Origin of the sequence: Flavobacterium crocinum, assembly GCF_003122385.1 — a bacterium.
GTDB classification, from domain to species: domain Bacteria; phylum Bacteroidota; class Bacteroidia; order Flavobacteriales; family Flavobacteriaceae; genus Flavobacterium; species Flavobacterium crocinum.
In genome coordinates, this window is sequence record NZ_CP029255.1 from 4,663,433 (window position 1) to 4,690,044 (window position 26,612).

General features: G+C 34.4%; 15 protein-coding genes. 2 read left to right on the top strand and 13 right to left on the bottom strand.

All coding sequences use genetic code 11. The features are described from left to right. Positions 1 to 34 precede the first annotated feature (34 nt). The 5 genes from HYN56_RS20140 to HYN56_RS20160 form a co-directional block, all read right to left on the bottom strand. Positions 35 to 1,153 (bottom strand): putative glycoside hydrolase, encoded by a 1,119-nt coding sequence (locus HYN56_RS20140; RefSeq protein WP_109193823.1) that lies wholly within the window; start codon positions 1,151 to 1,153, stop codon positions 35 to 37. Next, positions 1,128 to 2,195, bottom strand: a complete 1,068-nt coding sequence (locus HYN56_RS20145) for a carbohydrate-binding family 9-like protein (RefSeq protein ID WP_109193824.1) — start codon at positions 2,193 to 2,195, stop codon at positions 1,128 to 1,130. Before HYN56_RS20145 ends, HYN56_RS20140 begins: the two co-directional genes overlap by 26 nt. Positions 2,196 to 2,202: 7 nt before the next feature. Further along, on the bottom strand, positions 2,203 to 3,168 hold the full coding sequence (locus tag HYN56_RS20150; protein ID WP_109193825.1) for a glycoside hydrolase family 130 protein: 966 nt from the start codon (positions 3,166 to 3,168) through the stop codon (positions 2,203 to 2,205). A gap of 461 nt (positions 3,169 to 3,629) precedes the next feature. Beyond that, positions 3,630 to 5,507: a sodium:solute symporter family protein gene (locus HYN56_RS20155; protein WP_109193826.1), complete on the bottom strand. Its 1,878-nt coding sequence runs from the start codon at positions 5,505 to 5,507 to the stop codon at positions 3,630 to 3,632. 21 nt (positions 5,508 to 5,528) lie between these two features. Then, entirely contained in the window at positions 5,529 to 7,769 is a 2,241-nt protein-coding gene (locus tag HYN56_RS20160; protein ID WP_109193827.1) for a GH92 family glycosyl hydrolase, read from the bottom strand. A gap of 130 nt (positions 7,770 to 7,899) precedes the next feature. Here HYN56_RS20160 and HYN56_RS20165 point away from each other — a divergent pair, with 130 nt between their 5' ends. Then, complete coding sequence (locus tag HYN56_RS20165; RefSeq protein WP_109193828.1) at positions 7,900 to 8,958, top strand: sensor histidine kinase; 1,059 nt, start codon at positions 7,900 to 7,902, stop codon at positions 8,956 to 8,958. A 71-nt stretch (positions 8,959 to 9,029) separates the two neighbouring features. Then, the gene (locus tag HYN56_RS20170; protein WP_109193829.1) at positions 9,030 to 9,746 is read left to right on the top strand and encodes a LytR/AlgR family response regulator transcription factor; all 717 of its coding nucleotides are present in this window, start codon (positions 9,030 to 9,032) and stop codon (positions 9,744 to 9,746) included. 200 nt (positions 9,747 to 9,946) lie between these two features. Here the strand turns inward: HYN56_RS20170 and nagB are convergent, their stop codons facing one another. From nagB to HYN56_RS20210, 8 genes are all read right to left on the bottom strand, one after another. Next, positions 9,947 to 11,860 (bottom strand): glucosamine-6-phosphate deaminase, encoded by a 1,914-nt coding sequence (gene nagB, locus HYN56_RS20175; RefSeq protein WP_205727635.1) that lies wholly within the window; start codon positions 11,858 to 11,860, stop codon positions 9,947 to 9,949. A 549-nt stretch (positions 11,861 to 12,409) separates the two neighbouring features. After that, the gene (locus tag HYN56_RS20180; protein WP_109193831.1) at positions 12,410 to 14,503 is read right to left on the bottom strand and encodes an alpha-L-fucosidase; all 2,094 of its coding nucleotides are present in this window, start codon (positions 14,501 to 14,503) and stop codon (positions 12,410 to 12,412) included. 404 nt (positions 14,504 to 14,907) lie between these two features. Beyond that, positions 14,908 to 16,320: a glycine-rich domain-containing protein gene (locus HYN56_RS20185; RefSeq protein WP_109193832.1), complete on the bottom strand. Its 1,413-nt coding sequence runs from the start codon at positions 16,318 to 16,320 to the stop codon at positions 14,908 to 14,910. Between the two features lie 204 nt (positions 16,321 to 16,524). Then, on the bottom strand, positions 16,525 to 19,347 hold the full coding sequence (locus HYN56_RS20190) for a M16 family metallopeptidase (protein ID WP_167398336.1): 2,823 nt from the start codon (positions 19,345 to 19,347) through the stop codon (positions 16,525 to 16,527). Between the two features lie 155 nt (positions 19,348 to 19,502). Further along, on the bottom strand, positions 19,503 to 21,572 hold the full coding sequence (locus HYN56_RS20195) for a protein-disulfide reductase DsbD family protein (RefSeq protein ID WP_109193834.1): 2,070 nt from the start codon (positions 21,570 to 21,572) through the stop codon (positions 19,503 to 19,505). Positions 21,573 to 21,740: 168 nt separating this feature from the next. After that, positions 21,741 to 23,132 (bottom strand): alpha/beta hydrolase family protein, encoded by a 1,392-nt coding sequence (locus HYN56_RS20200; RefSeq protein WP_109193835.1) that lies wholly within the window; start codon positions 23,130 to 23,132, stop codon positions 21,741 to 21,743. An 18-nt stretch (positions 23,133 to 23,150) separates the two neighbouring features. Next, positions 23,151 to 25,142, bottom strand: a complete 1,992-nt coding sequence (locus HYN56_RS20205) for a redoxin domain-containing protein (protein WP_109193836.1) — start codon at positions 25,140 to 25,142, stop codon at positions 23,151 to 23,153. Positions 25,143 to 25,206: 64 nt separating this feature from the next. Then, a complete protein-coding gene (locus tag HYN56_RS20210; protein ID WP_109194885.1) occupies positions 25,207 to 26,604 on the bottom strand; it encodes a RagB/SusD family nutrient uptake outer membrane protein in 1,398 nt (465 codons plus the stop codon). Positions 26,605 to 26,612: the final 8 nt, after the last annotated feature.

Consider the following 26,612-nt stretch of genomic DNA (forward strand, 5'->3'; position numbering starts at 1 on the left):
AATCAGTAATAATTTTTAATCCCAGTAAAATCGACTACAAAGCCGATTTTACCTCTCTAATCGTTTTTAAATTACTATCTGATAAGGCATTTCCGTCAAAAAATGAAACTCCGGTTGCGCCATTTTTCTTTGCTTGAAGAATTGCTTCTTTTAATTCTGCATCCGATTTTAATCCCGGAATGTAAATTCCTGTATTTACTTTTGTCGGTTTTCCTTCTAAATCGGCTACACCTTGTTTTGTTGCGTAACCTACCCAGTCAATTTCTTCATCATAAAAACTATGATAAATCATTGGATATACTTCATCAATATTCCATTTATCCCAACGCTGACGCACCATGTGATCTGCCATTTCCGGATAAGGAAATACTGCCGCTGTTAATTTTTTATTGTGTTTGTGAGCGATTTTATACGCATCATCAACCACCGCTTTTACAGCATTTAATCTGAAGTTTTTCCACTCCATATCAATGGAAGTATTGTGGCTGTTTTTTGGATTCTTATGATGTTCTTTTTCGAATTTGCTTACACAGGCATCACAATAACAGAAATCAAACTGTGGTAATTCTGTATCCTGAACCAAGTTGTATTTTGGCAACAAACTGATTGGCAGGAAAATATCCGGGAAACGAATGTAATCTAAATGTACACTTTCAATTCCCTCAACTTTTGCCAAACCTTCTACTAAACCTAAAACGTGGTTTCTGGATTCTTCTTTAGTCGGACAAAGCCATTGGTAATAATCTACATACGGACGATTATCAAAACAAGACTTTCCTTCCTTGCTTACTTGATACCAATCTGGATGCTGCAAAGCGATTGAATCGTTTGGACGGTTCATTGCCATAATCCAGGCATGAACTTTTAGGCCTTCTTTTGTGGCAAGAGGCACTAATCTTGCTAATAATTTCGGGTCAGTTTGAGTGTTAATTAAAACTTCGTCAATTCCGCCATCTTTGTATTTTTTAAATTCTTTCGAATAATCTGCATCCGATTTTTTAGCGTCAGCAGTTGTCCAAACTCCAAAAGTGAATTTTCCGTTTTCCTGATCTTTATTTTCTTTTTGTCCGCACGAGAATAAACTCAGCGAAAGCGCTAATACTAAAACTTTTGATAGTTTTTGCAGCTTATTCGTTCGTAATAATTTTACCATCTTCTTTAATTATTAAGGTTTTGTTTGAAAAAGGACTCTTTACCAAGATATTAAATCCTGATGAATGATTTTCTAAAACTGGTTTTAAAACTTTTCCATCAACAACTATATTTTTTTTACTGATACTTTGCAGTGATTTTGCCCATGATTTATTTTTATCAAAATATCTCTTTTGAGCACGGTACAATGTATACAGTTCCCATTTTACTTTTTCTTCCTGCGGAATTGTGAATTTATCATCGCTTTCTTTTGAGGAAAAATATACATAAGCCCATTTTTCGGGCTCATGCATATTGATGACTCCCATAGGCGACCAAACCCAATTGTATTCCGGGAGAAACTTTCCTTCTGAATCTTTTTTTCTTTCGTATTTTCCGTCAACGATAGAATGCTGCCAGTTTACGCGAGAGAAATTGACTCTCCAAAACTTATCTTTTGGAACAATATTATCGAAATACGATGTTTTATAAACCGACCACGGAATGGCGATTTCTAATGTCCAGCCTTTATCATTGTCTGAAGCATTATTTAAAGTTCCGTCTACCTTTACAGCCGATTTTAATCCGTCTATATTCCAGTCATTTAAAACGGTGTTTTTTTCTCGGTACGGTTTATTGATGAATAAATCCCAAGCTGTATTTAGCGCATTAATTTCTAATTCATAATAATTGTGTGTATCATTATCCGGATCGATAAAAACCTCAAAATCATTATTGTAAAAAATAATTGTATCACGTTGTCTTAGATTTGCCCAAACATGAGGCTCTTCCATTTTTGCCAGGATATAGTAGTATTTATCGTCCCAAAGCATCTTAACCTGAGTTTTGTATTTTGGAGTTTCAACGCCTTCTATGTCGACAAAAGGAGTTGTCCAAGATGCTTTTTCCCAAGCTTTGTCTGCTCCGTCTCCGTCAATAACAATTTCGCTTGAAGTTTTATACGCAACATAACTTTTCGGCGTAACCGGTTTTTCAGATTGCGCATAACTCATCAATCCAACAAAAAAAACGGCAAGGGACAATAAATTACTTCTACTATGCATCTTTATATTATAAACTATTATTTTTTGTAAACTCAATCACTTCGCTCAGTTTTCCGAAAGCGATTGCAACATGAGTATCTGCAGCTCCGTAATAAACTGCCAATTTATCTTCTTCAATATCATGTAAAGCAGCACATGGGAAAACTACATTTGGCACATCTCCAACCATTTCATACGTTTCTGCAGGCCCTAATAAATAAGGCTGTGTTCTGTATTTTACCTGATCTGGTGAATCAACATCTAAAAGAGCAGATCCCATTGCATAACGGAAACCATTGCAAGTATTGATAACTCCGTGATAAATCATTAACCATCCTTCGTCTGTCAAGATTGGAATTGGTCCTGCACCTACTTTTGTACACTGCCAGGCACTTTGCTCAAACGAACTTGGTTTCATCACCAATCTGTGCTCTCCCCAATATTTCATATCCGGGCTGTAGCTGATCCAGATATCTCCAAATGGCGTATGTCCGTTATCACTTGGACGGCTTAACATCGCATATTTACCGTTGATTTTCTGTGGGAATAAAACTCCGTTTCTGTTGAATGGTAAAAAGGCATTTTCACATTGGAAAAATTCTTTAAAATCGAAAGTATAACCAATACCAATTGTTGGTCCGTTGTAACCGTTACACCAAGTAATCCAGTAACGATCTTCGATCCAAACTACACGAGGATCGTATTTATAAGCAGATTCGATCATTTCTGTATTTCCAGATTTCATCTCAATTGGTTCGTGGTTAATGTCCCAATTGATCCCATCTTTACTGAAACCAGCAAAAATATTCATCTGAACTGCTTTATTATCACATCTGAAAACCCCAGCATATCCGTCTCCAAAAGGTACAACTGCACTATTGAATATACTGTTTGATGAAGGAATCGAATATCTGTCGATAATTGGATTCTCAGAATATCTCCACATTACATCTTTACTGTTTTCGGGTCTGTCTTGCCAAGGAATAGTACTCATTTTTTGTCTTTTTTATTTATTAGTTTTTTGTTTTATTCTTTTTTAAACACATAGAGACATAGTTTTGCTTTGTCTATAAAAGGCGTTTCACTTGTTTAAACAAACATAGCTTTACGTTTTTTATACATTTTTTTTGTCATCCTGACGAAGGAAGGATCACACTAGGAGCTCCGCAATCTATGTCGCCAATCTTTGTCGAGTTACGTTTGTGATCCTTCCTTCGTCAGGATGACAAACTGCATGGTTAAAAAACTTTGTCAAAGTTTATTGTACATACCAACACGGCCAATCTTACGTTCCCGTAGTTGAAACTACGGGCTATATTTAAAATCTATGTGTTAGAAACTAGTTTCTTTCTCTTCTTTTTTTCAACATCAAAAAAATCTATGTTTCTATGTGTTTAAAAAATTATCGAATCAAAATAATCTCCTCTAAAATCCTGATTCTATATTCTATATTCTTTATTCTTCAATCTTCCTAACTCTATCCAGCCAAGTAAACTTCAACACTGTAGTCGTCACTAAGAAAACCACCAAAGCAACACCCGCTTTTGGATAATCTCTGATGATAAAGTAAATCGGAAGCAGAATCATGCTTGACTGCCAAATAATTCCAATTACACAATTCATCATATCTAAATAGAAATCATTGTTTTTCTGGAAAGATTGATCTTCCGATTTCAATTGTTTGTAAACTGGCCCCCAGAATCCCCACGGTCTAACATTGCTGTAGAAAGATTTTAGGACTTCCATATCAGTTGGTTTGCTTAGGTAAGTTCCTAAAAGGCAACCTAAGATTGAGAATCCGAAAATTAATGGGAATAAATAAATTGATGGTACTTCTGAAAGCTGGTGTAAAAATGTTCCAGGAGCTAAATTTCCTTTATTTTGATCTAAAATAAACTGAAGAGAAGCAGCCACTAATCCGCCGACCATTCCCCAGAAATAACCCCATCCGTTGAAACGCCACCAAATCCATTTTAAGAAGTTGGCTGCCACATATCCTCCATATAAAGCACTTGTAATCCAAAGTGTTAATGAGTTGATAGAATCTGCGAAGAATCCCATGAAAACTCCTAAACCAACCACTAAGAAAGAAGAAATTTGACTTACTTTGATATAGTGTTTGTTTGAAGCAACTGGTTTAAAATATTTTTTATAAATATCATTTACTATATAAGCTGGTCCTGCATTTACAAAAGCTGAGAATCCAGACATGAACGCTGCCAATAATCCCGCTAAAAGAATCCCTTTAATTCCAACCGGGATATAAAGATTCACCACTTTTGGCATCAATAATTCTAAATCTGCTCCCGTTAAATTAACGTTTGCATTTAATTCCGGAGCTAAATTTACTAAAGCGATAACCACAATTCCTGTGATTAATAAATATCTTGGAATAAATAAAATCAAATTGGTAAAACCACTCATATAAGCCGCTTCTTTTACCGATTTTGTAGAAAGAACACGCTGTAAATCGTAACTTGGAGTTGGTCCCGCAACGCTGGCAAAGAATCCTTTGAACAAAGTCATTCCGATGAAAGCGCCAAACATTTTATAACCTTCTGTATCAATCAATCTGTTGAAAGTTTCGAATTTATCACTCCATTGTGTTTCAAATTCCCATCCGAAGAAAACATTTTTCCATTCTGGTGTAATTACCGAATTGATCTGAATATCTGTATAATTAATGAAAGCATAACCAGCGATTAAAACTCCGGCAACAATCATAATGATATATTGTACAACTTCTGTCGCAACAACAGAAAACATTCCGCCTTTAACTGTATAAATTGTAGTTAAGAAAATGATTAACAATGCATAAGCCTGTTCAGACGTTAAAAAAACAGAACCATTTAGGTGAACTGTTAAATCCCAAGGAAGTATGATAGTTACAAATTTTCCAATCCCGACGAAGAAATAAGCAATAAAACCAATTGTAGAAATGATTGCAAAAATCGCTACAATAATATGTGATGCTTTTCCTGCTTTGTCACTTCCAAAACGAGTTAAAATCCACTCAGAACCTGTCATCACTTTTGATCTTCTAATCCAGACTGCGAGGAACATCATGACGAAAATCTGATTCCAAATTGGCCAAAGCCACATAAACATGAAACTTTTTACACCATATAAAAATAAAACGCCAATCATCCAGGAAGTTCCCGAAACATCAAACATTCCAGAGCCGTTACTTAAACCTAGAAAATACCATTTGATAGATTTTCCTCCCAAGAAATAATCATCTAAGCCTTTAGATGCTTTTCTCGAAATCCAGATTCCTATACCGACCGACATTACGATATAGATTAAAATGATTGATACGTCAATAATGTTCATTAAATATTTATTTTGAATTAGTTAGTTTAGACCCCAATTTTGGTTTGGCTGTGCTCCCATTACAAAATGAAGGACGCCGCCATTTAGCATTTCCTGGTGAGAGATTGCTGTTTTATTAAATGTTTTTCCGTTTAAAGTAGCCGATTGGATATAGAAATTCTTCTCTGAAACATTCTCTGCTTCAATTACAAAAGTTTTTCCGTTTGGAAGATTTAAAGTTGATTTCTCGAAAATCGGACTTCCAATTTCGTATTCTCCAGAAGCTGGATTCATTGGGTATAATCCCATTGAACTAAAAACATACCAAGCCGACATTTGTCCGCAGTCTTCGTTTCCGCTTAGACCGTTTGCTGTTGTATTGTATTGTGTGTCTAAAATATGACGCACCCAATATTGTGTTCTCCAAGGCTGTCTGGCATGGTTAAACATATATGCAATATGGTGGCTAGGCTCGTTTCCATGCGCGTATTGTCCAATCAAACCAGAAATATCTGCCGAAACATTGTTTCCTGTAATCTCAGAACTCTCTGTAAATAACTGCTCTAAACGTTTGGTGAAAGTGTCATTTCCTCCGTGAAGTTTAATAAAATCATCCACATTATGAGGCACAAACCAACTGTGTTGCCAAGCGTTTCCTTCAGTATAATCCGTATGTTCTCTGTGATTCGAATGTTTTGGATCGAAAGGTTCGTTCCAGGATTTTCCATCTTCCGATTTTCCTCTCATGAAACCAGATTTGGCATCAAATAAATATTCGTATGCTTTTGAACGTTTAGAGAAAAACTCATAATCAGCTTGTTTTCCTAATGCTTTTGCCATTTGAGCTACACACCAATCGTCGTAAGCATATTCTAAAGTAATCGTAACCGATTCATCTAATAAGTTATACGGAATATAACCGTATTTTTTGTAGAAATTCAATCCGCGTTCGTCTTGCATCATGGTTGCTTTCATCGCTTCGAAAGCTTTTTCAGCATCAAAACCTTTAATGCCTTTCATGTAAGCATCAACGATAACCGGAATCGAATGATATCCTGTCATGGTATTGGTTTCATTAGCATATAATGTCCAAACGGGAAGTATTTTTTTAGTTTCATAATAGGCCAACATTGAGTTCACTAAATCGGAAACCTTTGTTGGTTCTAATAGCGTCAGCAATGGGTTCTCTGCTCTAAAAGTATCCCAAAGCGATAATGTAGAATATGCTGTATAATCTTTAGCTGTAATAATTTTATCATCTTCTCTTCTAAACTGACCGTTCTTATCGCTGTACGTTACAGGCGCAACTTGTGCATGATATAAAGCGGTGTAGAAAATTGTTTTTAGAGAATCAATTGGTGTTTCTACTTTAATTTTACTTAAAGCTTTATTCCATTCTAAAGTCGCATCCGATTTTGCTTTTTCAAAACTATAGCCTTCAGCATCTAAATTCCCTTTTGCATTTTCAACACTTACAGAAGAAAGTGCCACTTTTACTCCTAATTCCTTAGAATTTTTAGAATCGAAAAATAATTGTAAAGCTGTATTTTCTCCTTCGGCACTTTTGCCAGAAACTACTTTTTTATCAGCTGTGATAATTGATTCTGTAATTGGTTTAGAAAATTTGGCAACAAAATATACTTTCTGATTTTTTGCCCAGCCCGTACTGTAACGGTATCCGCTAATTGTATTGGCATCTTCAATTTTGATAGACGTTTTTAATGCCTTATCCCAGTTAATCGCAAAACCAAGATCAACAACAACAGACTGAACGTCGTTATTATTATAGGTATATTTATGGTATGCGGTTCTTTGCGTAGAAGTTAATTCTACATTGATTTTAGGATCCTCAAGAAAAACTTGGTAAGAACCCGGTGTTGCTTTTTCGTTAACATGATTGTATTTTGATTTATATGGAAGGAAATCGCGTGAAGCGGCTTTGGCGGTTAAATCTAATTTTTTGTTTGTCGGCATAAATAAAATATCTGCCAAATCACCGATTCCTGTCCCGCTTAAGTGTAAGTGACTAAATCCGGAAACTATCGAGTCAGAATAATGATAACCAGAACACCAGTCCCAGCTTGAAATTCCATTATCCGGACTTACTTGTAACATTCCGAACGGAACTGTTGCCCCCGGATACGTATGTCCGTGACCGCCAGTACCTATAAAAGGATCTACATAATTTGTTGCAAAACTTTTGTGATCTTTGTTTTTATCAACTTTTATTTTGCAACTTGCAATAAAAATTACCGTTAAAGAGAGCAGAGTAATTTTCCTCATATCAAAACAATATTAATTTAACTTTAAATTTAGATAAATTCAACTTTTACCAAAATAAATTTAGACGGACGACATTTAAACAGCTCTAAACATCAAAAAAAAGTAATAAACGACATTTTATACTATCAATATGATTTTCAACTCAAGCAAATCTTATAAGCTTCCTGTTCGCTATCATGCCTACTTTTGGTTATCCTATTTTATGCTTAATACACTTCGTTGGGGAAGCTATTTTAACGATTATGTGTATTCCTTAAAAACAACATTATTGGGTTTTCCAATTCACATGGCATTATGTTATCTTAACATTTTAATTTTAATGCCCTATTTGGTTTATCGTAAAAAATACTTTCTATATATCGTAACCGTTTTGTCTGCCATTTTTGTAATGGTTGTGCTGAAATTTAATCTTACCTATTTATTAATTACACATAACGTCTGGCCTGAAGGACCACAAACGATCAACAAACTTACTTTAAATTATACAATAGATATGATGATGGGCGAATTGTATGTAATGACTTTTGTAACCGCAATTAAAATCACACTTGATCTGTTACAGGAACAAAGACGTGTTACCGATTTGGAGAAATCTCAACTGGAAACCGAACTGCTGTTTTTAAAATCCCAGATTTCACCACACTTTTTCTTCAATACCTTAAATAATATCTATTCTCTTTCTGTAGAAAAATCAAACAAAACGCCTAAAATTGTTTTAAAGCTTTCCGAACTAATGCGCTATATGCTTTATGAAACAAAAGAAAAGAAACAATCATTAGAAAATGAAATTCTATGCATTCAGAATTATCTTGATTTGGAAAGAATACGAAACGGAGAACGACTTGAAGTCAACATGTACATTTCCGGAGATATTCATGATAAAGAAATTTCACCGGTATTATTACTGACATTTGTCGAAAATGCATTTAAGCATGGTGTCAACAAAAACACAGGAAATGTCGTTATTGATATTAACTTCAAAGTAAAAGGAGAATTTTTATATTTTGTAATTTCAAACCCGATGCCTGAAATTACCGTACATAAAGATAATTTTAACAAGTCAAGTGGTATAGGTATTGAAAACGTCAAAAAAAGACTGGAACTGGCATATAATAAAAGTGACTATAAGCTTTCATTTAAAAATAAAAAGAATATTTTTGTCGTTAAGCTAGCTATAAAGGTCACATAGTCTCGCTTTTAAGAGTTTAGAAAACTATACCTACAAAAAACCAAATATCGGCCTAAATAATATATTTACAAATGAAAATAAAGTGTTTAATTATCGATGATGAGCCATTGGCAATAAACGTTATTAAAAATTATATTGAACAGATTGAGGAGCTGGAATTAGTAAACACCTTTAGTAATTCTATTGAGGGATTAAATTTCTTGAAAAACAATACTATTGATGTAATTTTTCTGGACATCAACATGCCTGTTTTAGACGGTATTAATTTTATCAAAAGTTTAGAAAATCCACCGTTGCTTATCATTACAAGTGCTTACGATCAGTTTGCAATTGAAACTTACGAGCTTGATGTTTTGGATTATCTGGTAAAACCAATTGAATTTCCACGTTTGATGAAAGCCGTAAACAAAATCAGCAAACGTCTTAATAACACAGTAAGCAAATTACCGCAGGAAAACAGCAAAGAAAACCCTTTTATCTTCGTTAAAATCGACAAGAAAAAAATGAAGAAGATTTTCCTGAACGAAATTCTGGTAATCGAAAGTTTAAAGGATTATTTAAAAATCAGCACTACTTCCGGAAAATTCATCATTCACAGCACTTTATCTGATTTTACAGGATTATTACCGGAAAGAGATTTCATCAGAATCCACAGATCCTACACGATTGCGATTGACAAAATTGACGCTGTCGAAGGAAACAGCATTGAAATTGAAGGCTTACGATATGTAATAGGAAGATCTTACATAGACGAAGTGAAACAGAAAATCCTGAATTCATCGATTTAAGTTAAAGGTTATACGTTATGGGTTATACGTTTGAGATTAAAGTTTCTTCAACTTATAACTTATAACCCATAACTTTTTTACTTCTAAACCATATAAAAACGAAAATGCGGCCAACCACGACCGCATTTTCTCTCAATTATAGGTAACTAACCAAAATAAACCATGAAATAGTCTATTATCTTTATTGCTGCAAAAAGCACTTAGAAATGATAACGTTTAAACGCTTCGATAGCCGAATAATCTGCTAATCCTAAGTTGTGGTATTTCTCTGCAGTCAATCTGTTTCTGTCTTCAACTCGCACCCAAAACTCTCTGCTGTCATCACCCTGAAACATAACTCCGTCTTTTTGAGACTGGTGATAAAAAATAGCATGTCGTTTCTTTAAAACCTGATCAGGACTCATTGGTACTGCCATGTCAATCTGGTACGATTCCCATTCATGCCAGGCGCCTCTGTAAAGCCAAACCCAGCAATCTTTCATAAAGTCGTTGTGTTTTAATCTTTTTAGAGCTTCAAACAAACTGTCTAAACATACTTTATGAGTTCCGTGCGGATCTGCTAAATCCCCAGCGGCATAAATTTGATGCGGTTTTATTCTTTCAATAATATCACACATGATGTCGATATCTGCATCCGAAAGATTATTCTTTTTAACTGTTCCGGTTTCGTAAAACGGAAGATCTAAAAAATGTACATTAGAATCCGGTAAACCTAAATAACGTGTCGCTCCAAAAGATTCACTTCTTCTAATTAATCCTTTTAATTTTCTAACTTCTAAAGAATCAATTTCATTTCCGGTTCTGTTTTGAAGAAATTCAATTATTTTATCAGACATTTTAGAATCAGGATTCAATGCTTTTGAAATCTCTGCAAATTTCAAAGCTTCTTCATTTGAAACTGCAATATTTCCAGATGTCTGATATACCACATGAACTTCATGACCCTGCTCTATCAAACGATCAAAAGTTCCTCCCATCGAAATCACATCATCATCTGGATGCGGACTAAAGATGATTACTCTTTTCTTTTCCGGCATAGAACGTTCCGGCCTGTACGTATCATCAGCATTGGGTTTTCCTCCCGGCCATCCTGTTATGGTTTGCTGCATTTTATTGAACATTTTAATATTCAAATCGTATGCAGTTCCTTCTTCTGTCAAAAGACTCGACATTCCGTTGTCGTTATAATCTTTGTCCGTCAGTTTTAGGAAAGGTTTCTTCGTCAACTCACTTAACCAAGCCACCGCTTTTAATTTTAACTCATCTGTCCAAACACAAGACTTAACCAGCCAAGGCGTTTTTACTCTTGTTAGTTCAGACGAAGCTTCTGTATCTAGAACAAATGTTGTGTTGTTATGCTCTTGCAAATACGTAGCTGGAACTTGCGAAGAAACTTCTCCTTCGATTGTCTTTTTTATAATTCCTGCTTTACTGATTCCCCATCCCAGTAAAACAATTCTTTTTGCATTTCTTACAGTACCAATTCCCATCGTAATGGCTTTTCTCGGAACATTATCTATTCCTAAAAAAGTAGAAGCTGCATCAACTCTCGTTACATGATCCAGCGTAATACTTCTGGTCCCTGAATTTACGTGAGAACCTGGTTCATTAAACCCGATATGTCCCGTTCTTCCAATTCCAAGAAGCTGAAAATCCAATCCTCCATAAGAGATAATTTTCATCTCGTAATCGATACAATATTGTTGTAATTCCTCGGCACTCACCTGTCCGTCAGGAATATTTATATTTTCTGAAGGAATATCTACATGATGAAACAAATGCTCATGCATAAAATGATAATAACTCTGCATATCATTTTTATCCATCGGATAATATTCGTCCAAATTGAAGGTAACTACGTTAGCAAAACTAAGTCCTTCCTCTTTGTGCATTCTAACCAGTTCTTCGTAAACTTTGATAGGAGAAGATCCTGTAGCCAAACCTAAAACACAAGGTTCGTTCAGCTCGTTTTTCCTCTGAATTAAATTAGCAATTTCCCGAGCGACTAATAAAGAAGCTTCTTGCGACGATTCGAAAATAACATTGTGAATTTTCTCAAAACGAGTCTCTTCAAATTTCCCTGCTTCTCTAAAACCTATATCTTCTTTAATCATATCTCTCGCTGATTTAATTAATGCAAGATAAAAGTAGAATTATAATATCTGTTATTACGAAAAATTCGACTAATAACGGCTGTCGTTCGTCAGAAAACAAAATAAGGCTGTTTCAAAAAAACACTTTTTTTTTAAGCTTCGGAGAAGCTCAATATTTATAGAAAACAATCAACGCTTACAATACAAAAGCTCCAGCGGAACGACATATTTTTCTACAATTGCATTATATGTCGCTCCGCTGGAGCTTTTTTTATTTGTTTTATCGCAACTCTATAAATATTTGACCCCGCAGGGGTTCTCACTTATAAAATTATTACAAAACCGTTGTGTGAAATAGAGCAAAATAGTTTCATTCAAGAATTAAAATCTAATTTTATCTGCTAAAATCCTTTTAAAATCTGCGTGAAAAATTTACAAGCAAAAGGATTTCACGCAGATTTTAAAAGGATTTTAGCAGATTTAGACAGATTTACATCTAAGCTAATTTAATAGAATTAAAAAAAATAATTTCACCAGACGGGTTATTATAAATATTCCAATATCTGTCTTTTATTCAACAACTCCAATTTCAGCAATCGAAACTGTTTGTGTTTTTCCTACAGCTGCTGTAGCAACAAATTTCAAAAATCTTGCTTTAACCGTAGAAAAACTTTTAACTTGTTCAATTGGATTGTGTTTAATATTGGAGAATTCTCCTTCGGATTGTTTGTCCCAGTAAAAACTGTCTGCGCTTGTATACAATTCATAATTTGAAATCAGTCCCAAATTACTTCCTACTTGCTGTGGAGTATAGGTAAAACCTTTTATACTAACCAATTCTCCCATATCTATAACAACGGTTTGCGGAAGTTTGTTCTCATTATTTCCAAAAGCCCAATCGGTATTAGCATCGCCATCAATAATTCTTTCAGCTGATTTATCATCTCCGCTTGAAACCGAAATCACTTTCCATTTTTCTTTAGAAACACCATATTTTGCTGATTTGACCGCGCTGTTGATTTTCTCTTTCGTATTTCTTGCAATAGCTTTTATTTCTACCGCTTTATTATACTTAAATGGTGCTTTGTATAAAGTGCTTTTTTCCGAAGGTGTTTTGCCATCCAAAGTATAATAAATCGCAGCTCCTCCTTCTGATTTCATCGTAACCAAACCATTTTTATCTCTGCCAATGTGTGGTTCTTTTACAAAAGTCGGGGCATTGTACGCTTCAATTGTACTGATTACAAATCCTGCTTTCGCATCCAGAATATTAACTCTAAGTGCCGTTGCTGTAACGCGGTCTAAACGCAGAATTCTTTTGTAACCAATTGTAGTTTCAGTGGCAATGGTTTTCCATTGTCCATCCACTTTTGCTTCGATAGAAAATGCTTTTACACGCTGTCCAAGTTTAATATATTCCTGAAGCAAAACTCTATTGATTTCCGTTGGCTTTTTAAACGTAAATTCAACCGTAGCTTCTTTTACCTTATCATCAGTTGCCCAATAGGTATTTTTATTTCCGTCACTCACATTTTGTGGACCAAAATTAGAATCGTTTGCACGAATGTTCGAAGCCTGAACCTGAGTTCCTGCTAAAAGTTCTCTGCTAAAATCGGCTTTAATTGTCGCAACCAGTTCTTTTAATCTTGCTTCATCATTTTCATGAACTAAACCGCGTCTGTCTACTGGAAGGTTTAATAATAAAGTAGCGTTTCGTCCAATCGATTCATAATAGATATCGACCATTTCGTCAAGCGAACGTACTTTATCGTCTTCAACCGAATGATAAAACCATCCTGGTCTGATGGAAACGTCTGCCTCTCCCGGAACCCATTTTTCTCCGTCTTCATGACCAGACATAAATTCGCTATAATGTACTTTTCCTGCCAATTCATCTTTTTGGCGTAATAAAGACCAATTCGTTTTTCCTGCACGTCCTTCTTCGTTTCCAATCCATCTTGCTTCAGATGGACCAACTCCCCAAACCAGCGTTTTTGGTGCGATACTGTAAATTAATTTATAAGTTTCGTCCCAATTATAATAAGTTAACGTATTGATTTTTCTGGTTTCGTTTGCGCCTCCATAATATCCATCGCCGCCGTTGGCACCGTCAAACCACATTTCGAAAACATCACCGTAGTTGGTCAATAATTCTTTTAACTGATTTCTGAAATACGTAATATACTCCGGTTTGCCATATTGCGGGTGATTTCTGTCCCAAGGAGAAAGGTATAATCCTAATTTTAAATCGTACTCTTTACAGGCAGCAGCCAATTCTTTTACCAAATCTCCTTTTCCATTTTCCCAAGGTGAATTTTTAACTGAACGTTCAGTATAAGCTGAAGGCCAAAGGCAAAAACCATCATGATGCTTGGCAACCAGAATAATTCCTTTCATTCCGGCTTCTTTTACTACTCTCGTCCATTGACGAACATCCAATTGCGACGGATTAAAAAGTTCCGGCGATTCGTCTCCAAAACCCCATTCTTTATTGGTAAAGGTGTTTAATGAAAAATGTACGAAAGCATAAAATTCCATTTCCTGCCAATCGATTTGTTTCTGCGTTGGAACTGGTCCAAAAGGTTTTGGTGCATTGGTAAATTCCTGTCCAAAACTGCTAAAAATTACACCAAAAAGACATAAAGAAAGGTAAATGTTTTTCATTGCTGAGCTGCGTTAAAAGAGTCTATAAAACATAAATGTACTATAAATTGATATTTGATGGTAAGAATTTCGACCAATAACAGGTTTAAAAGCATTTATGCTTTTAAATGTTCCGTAGGAACATCTCACCGGTAGAAAATGATTAGTCCATTTGTTTACGTTCTGTAGGAACGTTTGATGTGTTGTATTATTAAAAAATGGCAAAAACACAAACGTTCCTACGGAACGTGAAATGCCGGTAACGTTATAATTTTTTCTACCAACGAAACATTCCTACGGAATGATAACTGATGTAAAAAAAAGAGCTCTTTCTAAAAACAGCTCGCAATTCGTTTTTTCAAGTTAGCTGTGTACGCTTACTAATTCAAAATACTTCTGAAAAAATTAATGCAAAATGTACTTTATTAATCTCCACCTCCACAGCCGCCGCAGGAACTGCCACAAGAGCTTCCGCAGGAACTGGAAGAACTTGAACACGAAGAACCACAGGATGATGATGAGGATGAACTTGAAGTCCCCGAATCTTTGCTGAAAAAGTTATTAGAACTAGAATTTGTACTATTAGCTATTGGAATAAAAAAACTGGAGAGTACTACACTTCCATATAAAAAATAATTCCATTCCCAATTGTTTTGGACTTCATTATTATTTCTGATTTCTTTTTTTAATGCAGATGAAATGACCTTAGAAAACATAAAAGTTGTTAGTCTATTGATATAGCCAATCGAAATTAATACTAAAGGAACAATTGCTAATAATAAAAATGTTATGGGTTTGCCTCTCCAAATCCCCGTAATAAATCTGCTGAAGATAATACTGAGCAATACTCCTAAAACAATCATAACAGCAGTAGCAATAAATGCAAATTCCTTTGAGGTAATAACTCTGTTTCTAATTCTATACGTTGCTTTTTGTAATTGGTCAAAAATGGGTTTCTGTTTTACAGTGTGACATAAATCTTTATAAGAAACAGATTCGGAATCTCTCATAAATTCAATTACACAGTTTTCATATTTATTATCCCCTAAACTTTTATCAAGTAATTCTAACCTGTTATCTGTTCTAATTCTAATTTTTTTATTCTGAATCAAATTATTGACAACGCCATGAATCACTTTTTCCAGTTTACCTTCTTTAAAGAAAACCAACTCCAAAGCAGACAGATTTTGAACAATTGGATTGGATTTAATTCTATTATATAAGGAAAGAAAACTTCTTCTGATATAAAATTCCAACAGCATAATAATTGCAAAAAACACTATAAAATAGCCGATCAGAAAATCTGGATTTTTAATTTTTATTAGAATAGGAAAAATCAAAAGACAAACTGGAATCGAAGCAATTATAGCATATTTTAAAAAGTTTCTTCGAAGTGTAGCAACATTAAATCTGCTATGGACAAGTTCTAAAGAATCAAGTTCATTGGTATAATACCAAACTTCCAAAGGCTGTTTTCCAAAGTTGATTTCATACAACTCTTTGGTACGTTCTTTCGCTTTATGAAACATTTCAAAATCAGACCGATTATGAGTCGACGGAATATGTTCGATTCTTTTGCCTAAAAGATTACAGAAATCGGTATATGAGTTTGTAAAAATTAAATGCTGATGCCAGACAATATCCACTATTTCTGAAGGCGAAACCATTTCACTTTGAGTTGCGGCCAAAAACATGAACTTTTTATATTCTAATAAAGCAACTTGAGTAAAATATAATGTCCAATGATTTTCGAGCGCTAATCTTGTAGAAAATCCGTACTGCTCTGTGGCTTTATCAAAGTCAAAACCCTGAACTTTTTCCCAAAGAATTTTATCCATAAAGAAACTTTAATCGTTGAATTCAGATCAAATATAACAGGTAATTTTTGTCTGACAAATTAAGTTGAGAAAATACTCCGTTACATTTTAAACTAAAAAAAAAGAGCTGTCAATTAAGACAGCTCTCCGTAGGTTTTTCAAGTTAGTTGTATATGCTTACTAATTCAAAATACTTCTTAAAAACAAATGAAAAACCAATGTATGCTAATATTGTGGTCCAGCAACCTGCGGTTTCGATTTCATGATTACTTCAACTGTACTTGGTTTTGCGAAGAATTCTTTAGCGAAAGCTTTTAAATCGGCTGCTGTGATTTCGTTTAAAGTTTTTTTGTAAATAACGTCGTCTTTGAACGTTTCATTGTTCAATATCATATTATTTAAACTGCTTAGCCAAAATCCGTTTGTCAGGACTTTTTCTGCTCTAGCTTTTAAAACCGTATTTTTAACCGATTGAATGTCTTCTTCTTTCGCTTCTTTTTGTTGCATTAAAGCGATTTGCTCGTAAACAATTTTCGTTAGTTTTTCTTCTTTTGCAGGATCACTGTCAAAATTAATCGTCATTGAATATTCATCAGACGGCAGACGGCTCACTGAATTAGAGACATGAACACCATAACTTCCGCCCTCTTCTTCACGAATTAAGTCCAGGTATTTTTTAGACAATAATTCAGATAAAATATGCATTGTAAATACATTTTTATAGTTGTACGGAAATTGTTTTACAAATCGAATGTAAACACTCGCTTTTGGAACATTCATCTCGCGAACCAATAACTGCTTTGCAATTCCCGGTGCTGGATCTAAATGATTGTCAACATAATTTTCTTTTTTGTTTGCATCTGCTGTTATACTTCCAATATATTTTTCCAATAATGCAATGGCATTTTCAGGAAGATTTCCGGTAAATACAAAAGTAAAATCGGCTGCATTTTGAATTCTTTGTTTATAGATTTCCGAAGCTTTTTCGAAACTCAATCTTTTCAGAAAATCTTCATTCAACAAAGGAACTCTTTTGTTATGATTGTAATTTAACTGCGAAATAGTATCCTTAAAAACTTTCGGATTGGTATTCGCAGCGTTTTCTAAAGAATTACTAAAACCGGTCAGCATTCTTGCGTACGAATCTTTATCAAATCTTGGCTGTTCAAAATAGAGATACAGCAATTGTAATAAAGTCTCAAAATCCTTTTGGTTACTTGAACCTTGAAAACCTTCCGTCAACTCTGTAATATAGGGTTTTACGTTAGCGATTTTACCGTTTAATTTATCTTTTAAATCAGTGCTTTTAAATGCGCCTAAACCCGAACTTTCTACCAAACTTACCGCAATTTGAGAAGACGGAATATCTTCTGTTTTAATTAATGAACTTCCTCCTAAACTATAAGCAGAAAACAAAACTTCATCTTTTGCTAAAGTCGTTGGATATAAAACGATCTTGGCTCCATTTCCTAAAACATAACTTTTCGCTCCTTTTATTCCTTCAATCGGCGTTTCTTTTGTCACTTTAGAACCTTTCAATTCTGCTGTAATCAAAGGCTGATCTGTATCGGTTTCTTTGTATTTCTCAAGAAGCATTTTCTTAACTTCTGCCATGATTTTCAGATAATCTTCTTTTGAAGGATATACTACATCGCTTTTATCCGGGCCTGTAACCGTCATCACAATATTATCGGTTGTCTGAAGCTTTTTAACCGCCTGATTGATCTCTGAAAGCGTAATCGAAGCCAATCTTTTTTTTATGTTTTCATACTCCGCTTCAATGCTTTCAAACGGAACCGCTTTCAGAAAATATTCCACTAATTGTTCAGAGAAAGTATCATTATCAATTTTGTCTTTATTCTGAAGCAGATTTTCATAATAACTCAAAACACTTTCTTTGTTTCGGTCTAATTCTTTTTGTGTGAATCCGTAACGAATCGCTCTTTCGGTTTCGATCATCATTTCTTTGAAACCTTCCAGTGTTTTATTGTTTTTTGGAACCATATATAAACTGTGCGAATTGGTTAGTCTTGAAACTTCCGAAGGTCCAGTTGCCATTTTTAGTACAGCGGTTTCATTGTTTTGAATAAATTCCTGATAACGTCTGTTCATCATATCGGTTGCCAGATTATTGACTAAATCTCTTCTGATCTTTTCGTTATTCTTTACTTTATCATAGTCTTTTTTGTAGTAAAGAATAATTGAAGTTTCCTGCGCTTCTTTATCTTTTGCCAAAACATATTCCATTCCTTTATTTTTCGGAATTGAAACATAATAACGTTCTGCTGGATTCTTAGGCATTTCTATAGAAGAAAAAGTTTCAATGATTTTCTTTTCAATTTCTTTTACATCAATGTCTCCAACTACAATAACAGCTTGTAAATCTGGGCGGTACCATTTTTTATAATAATCTCTAAGAACCTGATAATCAAAATTATTAATAATATTCAAATCGCCGATTACATCACGTTTTGCGTATTTAGAACCTTTGTATAACGTTTTATCAGTTTCTAAACGAAGTCTGAAATCAGAATCACGTCTGGTGCGCCATTCTTCTCTAATTACGCCTCTTTCTGCATCAATTTCTGAATCTTTTAAAGAAAGAAAACCTGACCAATCGTGTAATGCCAAAAGACAGGAATCAATTAGTTTTGAATCTGTTGCCGGAACATTACTCAAATTATAAACGGTTTGATCTTGTGCCGTATAAGCATTGATATCGGCACCAAAACGAACTCCTTTTTTCTCCAGCATATCGATAATTCCTTTTCCTTCAAAGTTTTTTGTTCCGTTAAAAGCCATGTGTTCCAGGAAATGCGCCAATCCGTTTTGATCGTCGTTTTCTAAAATTGCGCCGACATTTTGAGCGAAATAAAAACAAACACGGTCTTTTGGAAATTCATTATGTAGGACATAATATTTCATTCCGTTTTTTAATTTTCCCGAAACTACGTTTTTGTCCAACGGAATTGTGGTCGAAAACTGGGCAACGCTTTTTAATCCGATTAAAAGGACAAAAAGCCAATATTTTAATTGAAAGATTTTCATTTGATACATTTTATTTTTGGGTTGATTGGTACGCGGATTTAACGGATTCGCTTTCGCGAAAACGCGGATTTTCACTGATTTTAGTATAATATTTAAAAAAAATCCGTTTTTATCAGCGTCTTTACGAAGTAAATCCGTTTCATCCGTGTCCCAAATTATTTTTTAAAGTTCCGGACTCCTTCCTGAAGCCACTCATAATATGCCTTTATATCTGGATTATAAGCCGATGGTTTATTCAAATCATTTTCCTGATGATCCATTAAAACGTAATACGGCTGTGCATTGGTTTTGTATTTCAGAATCTGAAGTTCACTCCATTTCTGTCCTGTATATTTTAGGACTTTGCCTGTAATTTTGGAAGTAACTTGTTCCTCTTCAGATAAAGGCCTTTTGTCGTCTACATATAAAGAAATCAGAACCACATCATTATTTAGAACATTCAAAACTTTTGGATCCGGCCAGACACGTTCTTCCATTTTACGGCAGTTTACACAGGCATATCCTGTAAAATCTAACATTATGGGTTTGTTTACTTTTTTCGCATAAGCTAAACCTTCCTCATAATCATGAAAAGTCGGAATTCCGTTTGGACCGCTTTCTGCGCCTTCTGGCAATGCTGTTTTTTCATTGTTTTGAGTTACAACATTTCCAAATCCATTTGGCGATTCACTGTATTGTTTTGCCGGCGGAAATCCACTGATATATTGCAAAGGAGCGCCCCAAAGTCCGGGAATCATATACACCACAAATGCCAGAACCATAATTCCTAAACTCAGTCTTCCAACAGAAATATGAGTTACAGGCGAATCATGTGACAACTGGATTTTGCCAAATAAATAAAAAGCTAAAACAGAGAATATGGCAATCCAAATGGCCAGGAATACTTCTCTTTCTAATAAATGCAATTGTAAAACTAAGTCGGCGTTGCTTAAGAATTTAAAGGCTAAAGCCAATTCTAAAAATCCTAAAACCACTTTAACGGAATTTAACCAGCCACCCGATTTTGGAAGTGAATTCATCCAGCCCGGAAAAGCGGCAAACAAAGCAAACGGCAATGCAATCGCTAATGAAAAACCAAGCATTCCGACAATGGGAGCAATTCCTGCCTGACTTGCCGCCTGAACTAATAAAGTCCCGACAATTGGACCTGTACAAGAAAACGAAACAACAGCCAAAGCCAATGCCATAAAGAAAATACCAAAAGCGCCACCCATTTCCGACTTCTGATCAATTTTCGTCAGCCATGAACTTGGCAATACAATTTCGAAAGCGCCTAAAAAGGACAAGGCAAAAACTAATAAAAGCAGGAAAAATACAATATTGAAAACGACATTGGTTGCTAAAGCATTTAGTGCATCGGCTCCAAAAATCGCTGTAACCAAACTTCCTAAAATCACATAAATTACGATAATAAAAATACCATACATCATGGCATTTCTAATTCCGGTTGCTTTGGTTTTACTTTGTTTGGTAAAGAAACTTACCGTCATTGGAATCATCGGGAATACACAAGGCGTAAACAAAGCCGCAAGACCTCCTAAAAAGCTGAAGAAAAATAATGTCCATAAGCTTTCTTCAGGAGCTGTTTTTCCTGTTGAAGTTTTTGCTGAATTATTTAAAGTTTCAGGAGTGTCCTTGCTGGCAATGCTAACAGAATCTGTTGTGTTGTTTGTGGTATCCTGTTTAGTAATTGATTCGTCTTTTGGAGCCAAATCTGTATTTTTTTCTTCTGGAGCTGTACTTGCTAATTCTTCGTTTTTAACTGGTACATCCGATTTTTTAAAGGTAAATTTTACTTCTTTTTCTCCCGGAGGCAAACAGCTGTTATCATTGCAGACCATAAAAAATATTACAGCATCAATAGTAAAAGCAGCGTTTGTTTTTCTTTCGATATTCTGTGTAAAAATGGCTTTATCTGCAAAGTATTTAATTCGCATATTAAAAACAGGATCGTCTACTTCGTGTCCTGCAGGCTCGACTACAGAACCTATTGTCTTGTAGTTTTTAGACTTTGGAAAAGTAAAACTTGTCGGAGCTGGTCCTCCAGAAGGAACGTTCTGAGAATAAATATGCCAGCCTTTATCAATTTTAGCAATTATACTCAAAGTATATTTGTTTTCTCCTATTTCTTTTACTGAAGTGGTAAATGAAACGGGATCGTAAATTTGGGCTGTAAGATTGCTTATCGCAAAGAATATTGCGATAAAAAGAAATATTTTTTTCATGATGAAAATATTGATTTTTATTTAGATTTCTCTTTTTTGTCATCCTGACGAAGGAAGGATCACATGTGAAACTCGACAAAGCAGGTCGCCAATCTTTGTAGAATTTCTAGTGTGATTCCTCGTTCCTCGGAATGACAAACAGAACCATTAAACTCTTTTAAAAAAGTACTATTTTTTATATCGAGCCAAAATCCATTTTGAAATATCCTCTAAAACTTCTGTAGCAAAAACTTCATCGAGCTCTGAAACTTCTTTCTGAGTACAAGTTTTACAATGCTGATACATGTGATTTAAACCGGGATAAATCTTGGTTGTCAAATCTTTTGTACCTAGATATTTTTTAAATGAATCAATATTCTCCACAGCAGGAACCTGAATGTCTTTGTCTCCATTTGCTATAAATACCGGAACTGTAATCTTTGGCAGATAGTTTTCTGGTTTGTAATGAATCGTGTAACGATACCATTTCCTATCGGCATCTTTTCCATAACGGTATAAGAAAGTCTGATCGCGTCCATCCCACATTTGTACTTCTTTTAAAGTTGTGGTGTCTTGTTGTTGCATCCATTCTTTTAACTTTACTTCCATTGCAGGCTGTGCAGATTCATTGTCTTTGGTATCATAAACCACTTTAAACATAATGTTGTACATTTCCATCTGTTTGGCTACAACTTTATCTGAGAATTTATAACTTTTTAAAATAGCTGTGTTTTGAAGATTCAGCATTTCTAATCCGCTTACGCCAACACCAGAAAGACTGATCATAAATTTTACATCTTTATTTCGTGAACTTACGATTGAGGCAATCATACCGCCTTCGCTGTGTCCGATTACTCCAATAAAAGAGGGATCTATATTTTTATCACTTTTTAAATAGGCGATTTGTTCTTCAACATCATTAGCAAAATCTCCTGTTGTGGCATTTTCAAAATCTCCAGTAGTTTTTCCATATCCACGGTCGTCTACACGTAAAGAAGCGATTCCGTTTTTTGCCAGATAGTCTGCCAAAACGGTAAAAGATTGTCTTCCCATATAGGTATAATTACGATCATGCTGTCCTGTTCCTGAAATTAAAATCGCTAATGGATATTTCTTTTTTCCTTTCGGAATAGTTAATGTTCCGCCATAAGTCAATTTTGTATTTTTTCCTAGAAAAGTCATATCAATAACCTGATAAGGATATGGCTTTTTAGGATGCTGCGAAAAATATAACGGTTGGATTTCTTTTTCTTTTTTTAAAACAATTGCTGCGTTTGGAATTGAATAATAATTAAAAATTCCTGAAATCGCACTTTTATCGACATTGTATTTCCCTTTAAAAGAAAATCCATACATCTCATTTTTAAAGGATACACTATCACCTTTTACAGTTGTGGCTACTTTTTTATCGATATCTAATTCCGGCATTTTCACACTTAAAGAATCTGTTTTGTATTTTGCCAAATCTCCCGATAAAACAATTCGGTACGAATGGTACTGTCCCTGCCAGATGGTTTGTGAAAAACCAATCTGACAGCACAATACTGCTATACTGAGATATAAAAAATTAACAATTTTCATTTTATAATCTTAACTAAATTATTTTTTCTCAGCTTTTAAATAGTCAACGATAATCGAAATTTCATCAACCAATTCGCTTGGGCTTCCAAAATAACCATTAGACATCCATCTTAAATTTCCATTTTGGTCGATAATCATTTTTTCAGGAATTCCAGAGAAGTGAAATGCTTTTGAATACTTGTCATAAACCGCATCGAATTTTCCTGTTTTTGGATTTTTACTATCATACAGAATTGTAAAATCAAAACCTTTTTCTTTAATAAAAGCCTGAGTCTGCGCTTTAAAATCTTTAATGTATTCCATTGTATCTACAAAATAGAATTTCACATTATCATCGGCTTTGTATTTGTTTACTGCCATATTCATTCCTGGCATTGCATTTTTACAAGGTCCGCACCACATCGCCCAGAAATCTAAAACTACAATTTTACCTTTTTGATCGGCTAATTTTACTTTTCCGCCACGGCTGCTTTCCATTTCAAATCCATCAATTGGAAGATTGATTAATTCTGAGATTAATTTCTTTTTATGCTCTTCATTTTTATCTGCTTTTAAAGAATTTAAGTAAGTCTCGAAATCAGCTTCTTTTTTACCTTCTTTTAAATACAAATCTTTTAAAGTTGCAATTATTACAGGCGTAACTTGGTTTTGTTTTGCTGCTTCTAAAATATAAGCTTTAGCTTCTTCGGTCTTTCCTTCTCTTAAAAGCATTCTTGAATATACTTCGTTATAAGAAGCATTTTTAAACTGCATTACAGGTTTTATTTTGTCCAAATATTTTCTTTCTAAATCATAATTTTTGAAAATTTCCTGAAGTTTTGCATACGTAAAAAACTCTCTAGCTCCAAAGTTCAAACATTGCTCCTGCCATTCTTTCAATGATAATTTCTGTGCATATTCCTTTGGAACAACTGCTTCTCTACTTTCTAATTCAGGATAAATTACATCTGCATATTTTTTTAATGTTTCTAAAGAGGCTTTTTCGCTTCCTTCCTGATCTCTGTCAAAAGGAATAGATACTAAATGCCAAGCATAATCTAATACAATTCCGTATGACGCTTTCTTTACATTGTTGATTGCATAATTGTAATCTTTGTTTTTTACGATATAATTGTAAGCAATGGCTTTGTACATTTTATCGTAAAAAAGTGCTTCTGTATCAGTAACTACATCTTGAAAGTTACTTTGCGGAAAGTTTTTCTCAAAGGCATTGTATAAAGCTACTTTTTTATTGAAATCAGCCTCATTGAATATTTTTTTAATCTCTAAATCACGAGCCCAAACGCCATTTGGATATTTAGTCACTAAAACCTTTTGAACAGAATCTGTGAAGGCTTTATTGGCTGGTTGCGGCATTAAACCTAATGTTTTCTGAATTTGATACTGTGTGACGTTGCTTAAGTTATTTTCACTCAAAATAAAACGAAGTTCTTTCTTGAAAATCGGTGACACATCTCCTTCAGTTGACTGTTGTTTGAATTTTAAACCATAAGAGAAAACATTTTTACGTGTTTCAGGATGGTATTGCAATTCGTATTTAATCCACATCAAACCTACTTCATCTCTTATATAAGCACTATCGTGCACGACATTTGGAACTTCATCCATAAATGCTCTGCTTCGTAAAAGTCCCCAGCCTGTGTAAGCTCCTGGAACTTGTGCAAACATATAAGCATGAGGCATTTTTTCTCCTCTATCTACGATGGTATCCGATTTAAAAACACAGTTGATAAAAGAAGCATGATCTGAAAGCTTCATTTTTGCAGTCCATTTTTTATCTCCGTCAGCTTTCAAAGTGATATCGTTTATAAGCCATTTAAAGTTATCATAAGTATATACGACTACGTTTACATATTTCGCATTGGAAAGCGGTCCATTAGACGCATCATACGTTAATGTAACCTCGTCTCCTGGATTTGGATGTTCTGGCGAAAGCTTAATCGCCATTTCTTGAGCAAATAAAGTGGTAGTGATACTAAAAAGAAATAGTATCAGTTTGATATTTTTCATGTCTGTTATTTTTTGATTTTAGTGCACTCAAAGAATGATGAGTGCACTTTTATGAGTAATCTAATTATGGATTCTTTTGTAAGTTTGGAGCGTAATCGTAATAAATTGGAGCATACGGCATTTGGTAACGATCGCTGTTTGGAGCAAGTGTAAATGTTTGTCCTGCAAAAGTATGTGTAATAGTTCTAGCAAATTCAGGTTCTTTGTTCAATCGTTTCAAATCAAACCATCTAAAATTGCCATGTCCCATTAATTCTCTTCGTCTTTCTGCCAACACTTTAATTAAAGCATCTTTACTATCTGTTGCTGTCATGGCAACATATTCTGTAGCTCTAAATCTCTTTTGTCTTAACTTATTTATTTCAGTCATTGCCAAATCTCCTGAACCTGCCCTTGCAAGACATTCAGCTTTGATTAGCATCATCTCTGGTACTGTTGGCCCTCCGTTTCGGCTTTCTCCTGTTAAACCTTCTTTAGCATAAGTTCTTCCTATTGTATAATCAGAACTAAAAGTACTGGTTGGCTGTGTAAACAATACATAACGCAAATCATTAGTATCAAATGAATCTATTAATTCATTACTTAATGATAAAATTTGCGGTGCATAAGTTAACGAAGAATATCCGTTCCACTTTGATAAAATTAATTCTCTATCCAGTCTTCTGGTTGGAAAAGCACTAAACTCGTAATCTTCCAGATTGTTTAATGTACTTTGAATTGCTAATGACTTTTCTGCATTTTCTAAAGCTAAAGGATAATTACGCATATACAAATACGTTCTTGCTAAAAGTGCATAAGCCGAGGCTCTCGAAGGAAACGCAACATTGTTACCCGAATTAATTGGTTTTAACCCTGAATTTACAGCATCGTTTAAATCACTTAAAATAATATCGTATGCATTTTGAACAGTACTTCTTCTGATATTGTCTGAAACTGTTGGAGTTGTAAAAAGAACAATTCCCAGATCTGTTGCTGCTGTAGTGGCATCATAAGCTTTTCCAAAAGCATTTACCAAAGTTAAAAAGATAAAAGCGCGATGTACTTGTGCTTCACCTTTAATGGCTAGTTTTTGAGCTTCTGTTCCTTCTTTACTTTGCATTACTTCATTGATCACAATATTAGCATTGTACAAAGCACTATACATGCTATTCATATTATAATCTAATTCACCATCAAAATAAATTTGATCTGCCCACTTGTATTGATTCACAAAAGGACGATTGTAATCTGAAGCACTTAATGCAGTCGTCTGCGCTTCATTTTGAAAACTTATATCATCTGATGCTACATCTAAAGCTCCATAATTTATGTCAAATGCATATGTATTATTTAATAGATATCTGTAGTTTTCAGTTTCTTCGGGTATTAATCTACCCTCGGTTTTGATATCAACGTAATTATCACAGCTCAAAACAACTGCTCCTAAAGCTATTATCGTGATGTATTTTAAATATTTTTTCATCTTTAAAA

Excerpts from the sequence above, each read along its gene's own strand:
- HYN56_RS20145 (WP_109193824.1), bottom strand. The coding sequence starts at position 2,195 with ATGCATAGTAGAAGTAATTTATTGTCCCTTGCCGTTTTTTTTGTTGGA.
- HYN56_RS20205 (WP_109193836.1), bottom strand. The coding sequence starts at position 25,142 with ATGAAAAATATCAAACTGATACTATTTCTTTTTAGTATCACTACCACT.
- HYN56_RS20170 (WP_109193829.1), top strand. The coding sequence starts at position 9,030 with ATGAAAATAAAGTGTTTAATTATCGATGATGAGCCATTGGCAATAAAC.
- HYN56_RS20155 (WP_109193826.1), bottom strand. The coding sequence starts at position 5,507 with ATGAACATTATTGACGTATCAATCATTTTAATCTATATCGTAATGTCG.
- nagB (WP_205727635.1), bottom strand. The coding sequence starts at position 11,860 with ATGATTAAAGAAGATATAGGTTTTAGAGAAGCAGGGAAATTTGAAGAG.
- HYN56_RS20210 (WP_109194885.1), bottom strand. The coding sequence starts at position 26,604 with ATGAAAAAATATTTAAAATACATCACGATAATAGCTTTAGGAGCAGTT.
- HYN56_RS20140 (WP_109193823.1), bottom strand. The coding sequence starts at position 1,153 with ATGGTAAAATTATTACGAACGAATAAGCTGCAAAAACTATCAAAAGTT.
- HYN56_RS20185 (WP_109193832.1), bottom strand. The coding sequence starts at position 16,320 with ATGGATAAAATTCTTTGGGAAAAAGTTCAGGGTTTTGACTTTGATAAA.
- HYN56_RS20190 (WP_167398336.1), bottom strand. The coding sequence starts at position 19,347 with ATGAAAATCTTTCAATTAAAATATTGGCTTTTTGTCCTTTTAATCGGA.
- HYN56_RS20150 (WP_109193825.1), bottom strand. The coding sequence starts at position 3,168 with ATGAGTACTATTCCTTGGCAAGACAGACCCGAAAACAGTAAAGATGTA.
- HYN56_RS20200 (WP_109193835.1), bottom strand. The coding sequence starts at position 23,132 with ATGAAAATTGTTAATTTTTTATATCTCAGTATAGCAGTATTGTGCTGT.
- HYN56_RS20195 (WP_109193834.1), bottom strand. The coding sequence starts at position 21,572 with ATGAAAAAAATATTTCTTTTTATCGCAATATTCTTTGCGATAAGCAAT.
- HYN56_RS20165 (WP_109193828.1), top strand. The coding sequence starts at position 7,900 with ATGATTTTCAACTCAAGCAAATCTTATAAGCTTCCTGTTCGCTATCAT.
- HYN56_RS20180 (WP_109193831.1), bottom strand. The coding sequence starts at position 14,503 with ATGAAAAACATTTACCTTTCTTTATGTCTTTTTGGTGTAATTTTTAGC.
- HYN56_RS20160 (WP_109193827.1), bottom strand. The coding sequence starts at position 7,769 with ATGAGGAAAATTACTCTGCTCTCTTTAACGGTAATTTTTATTGCAAGT.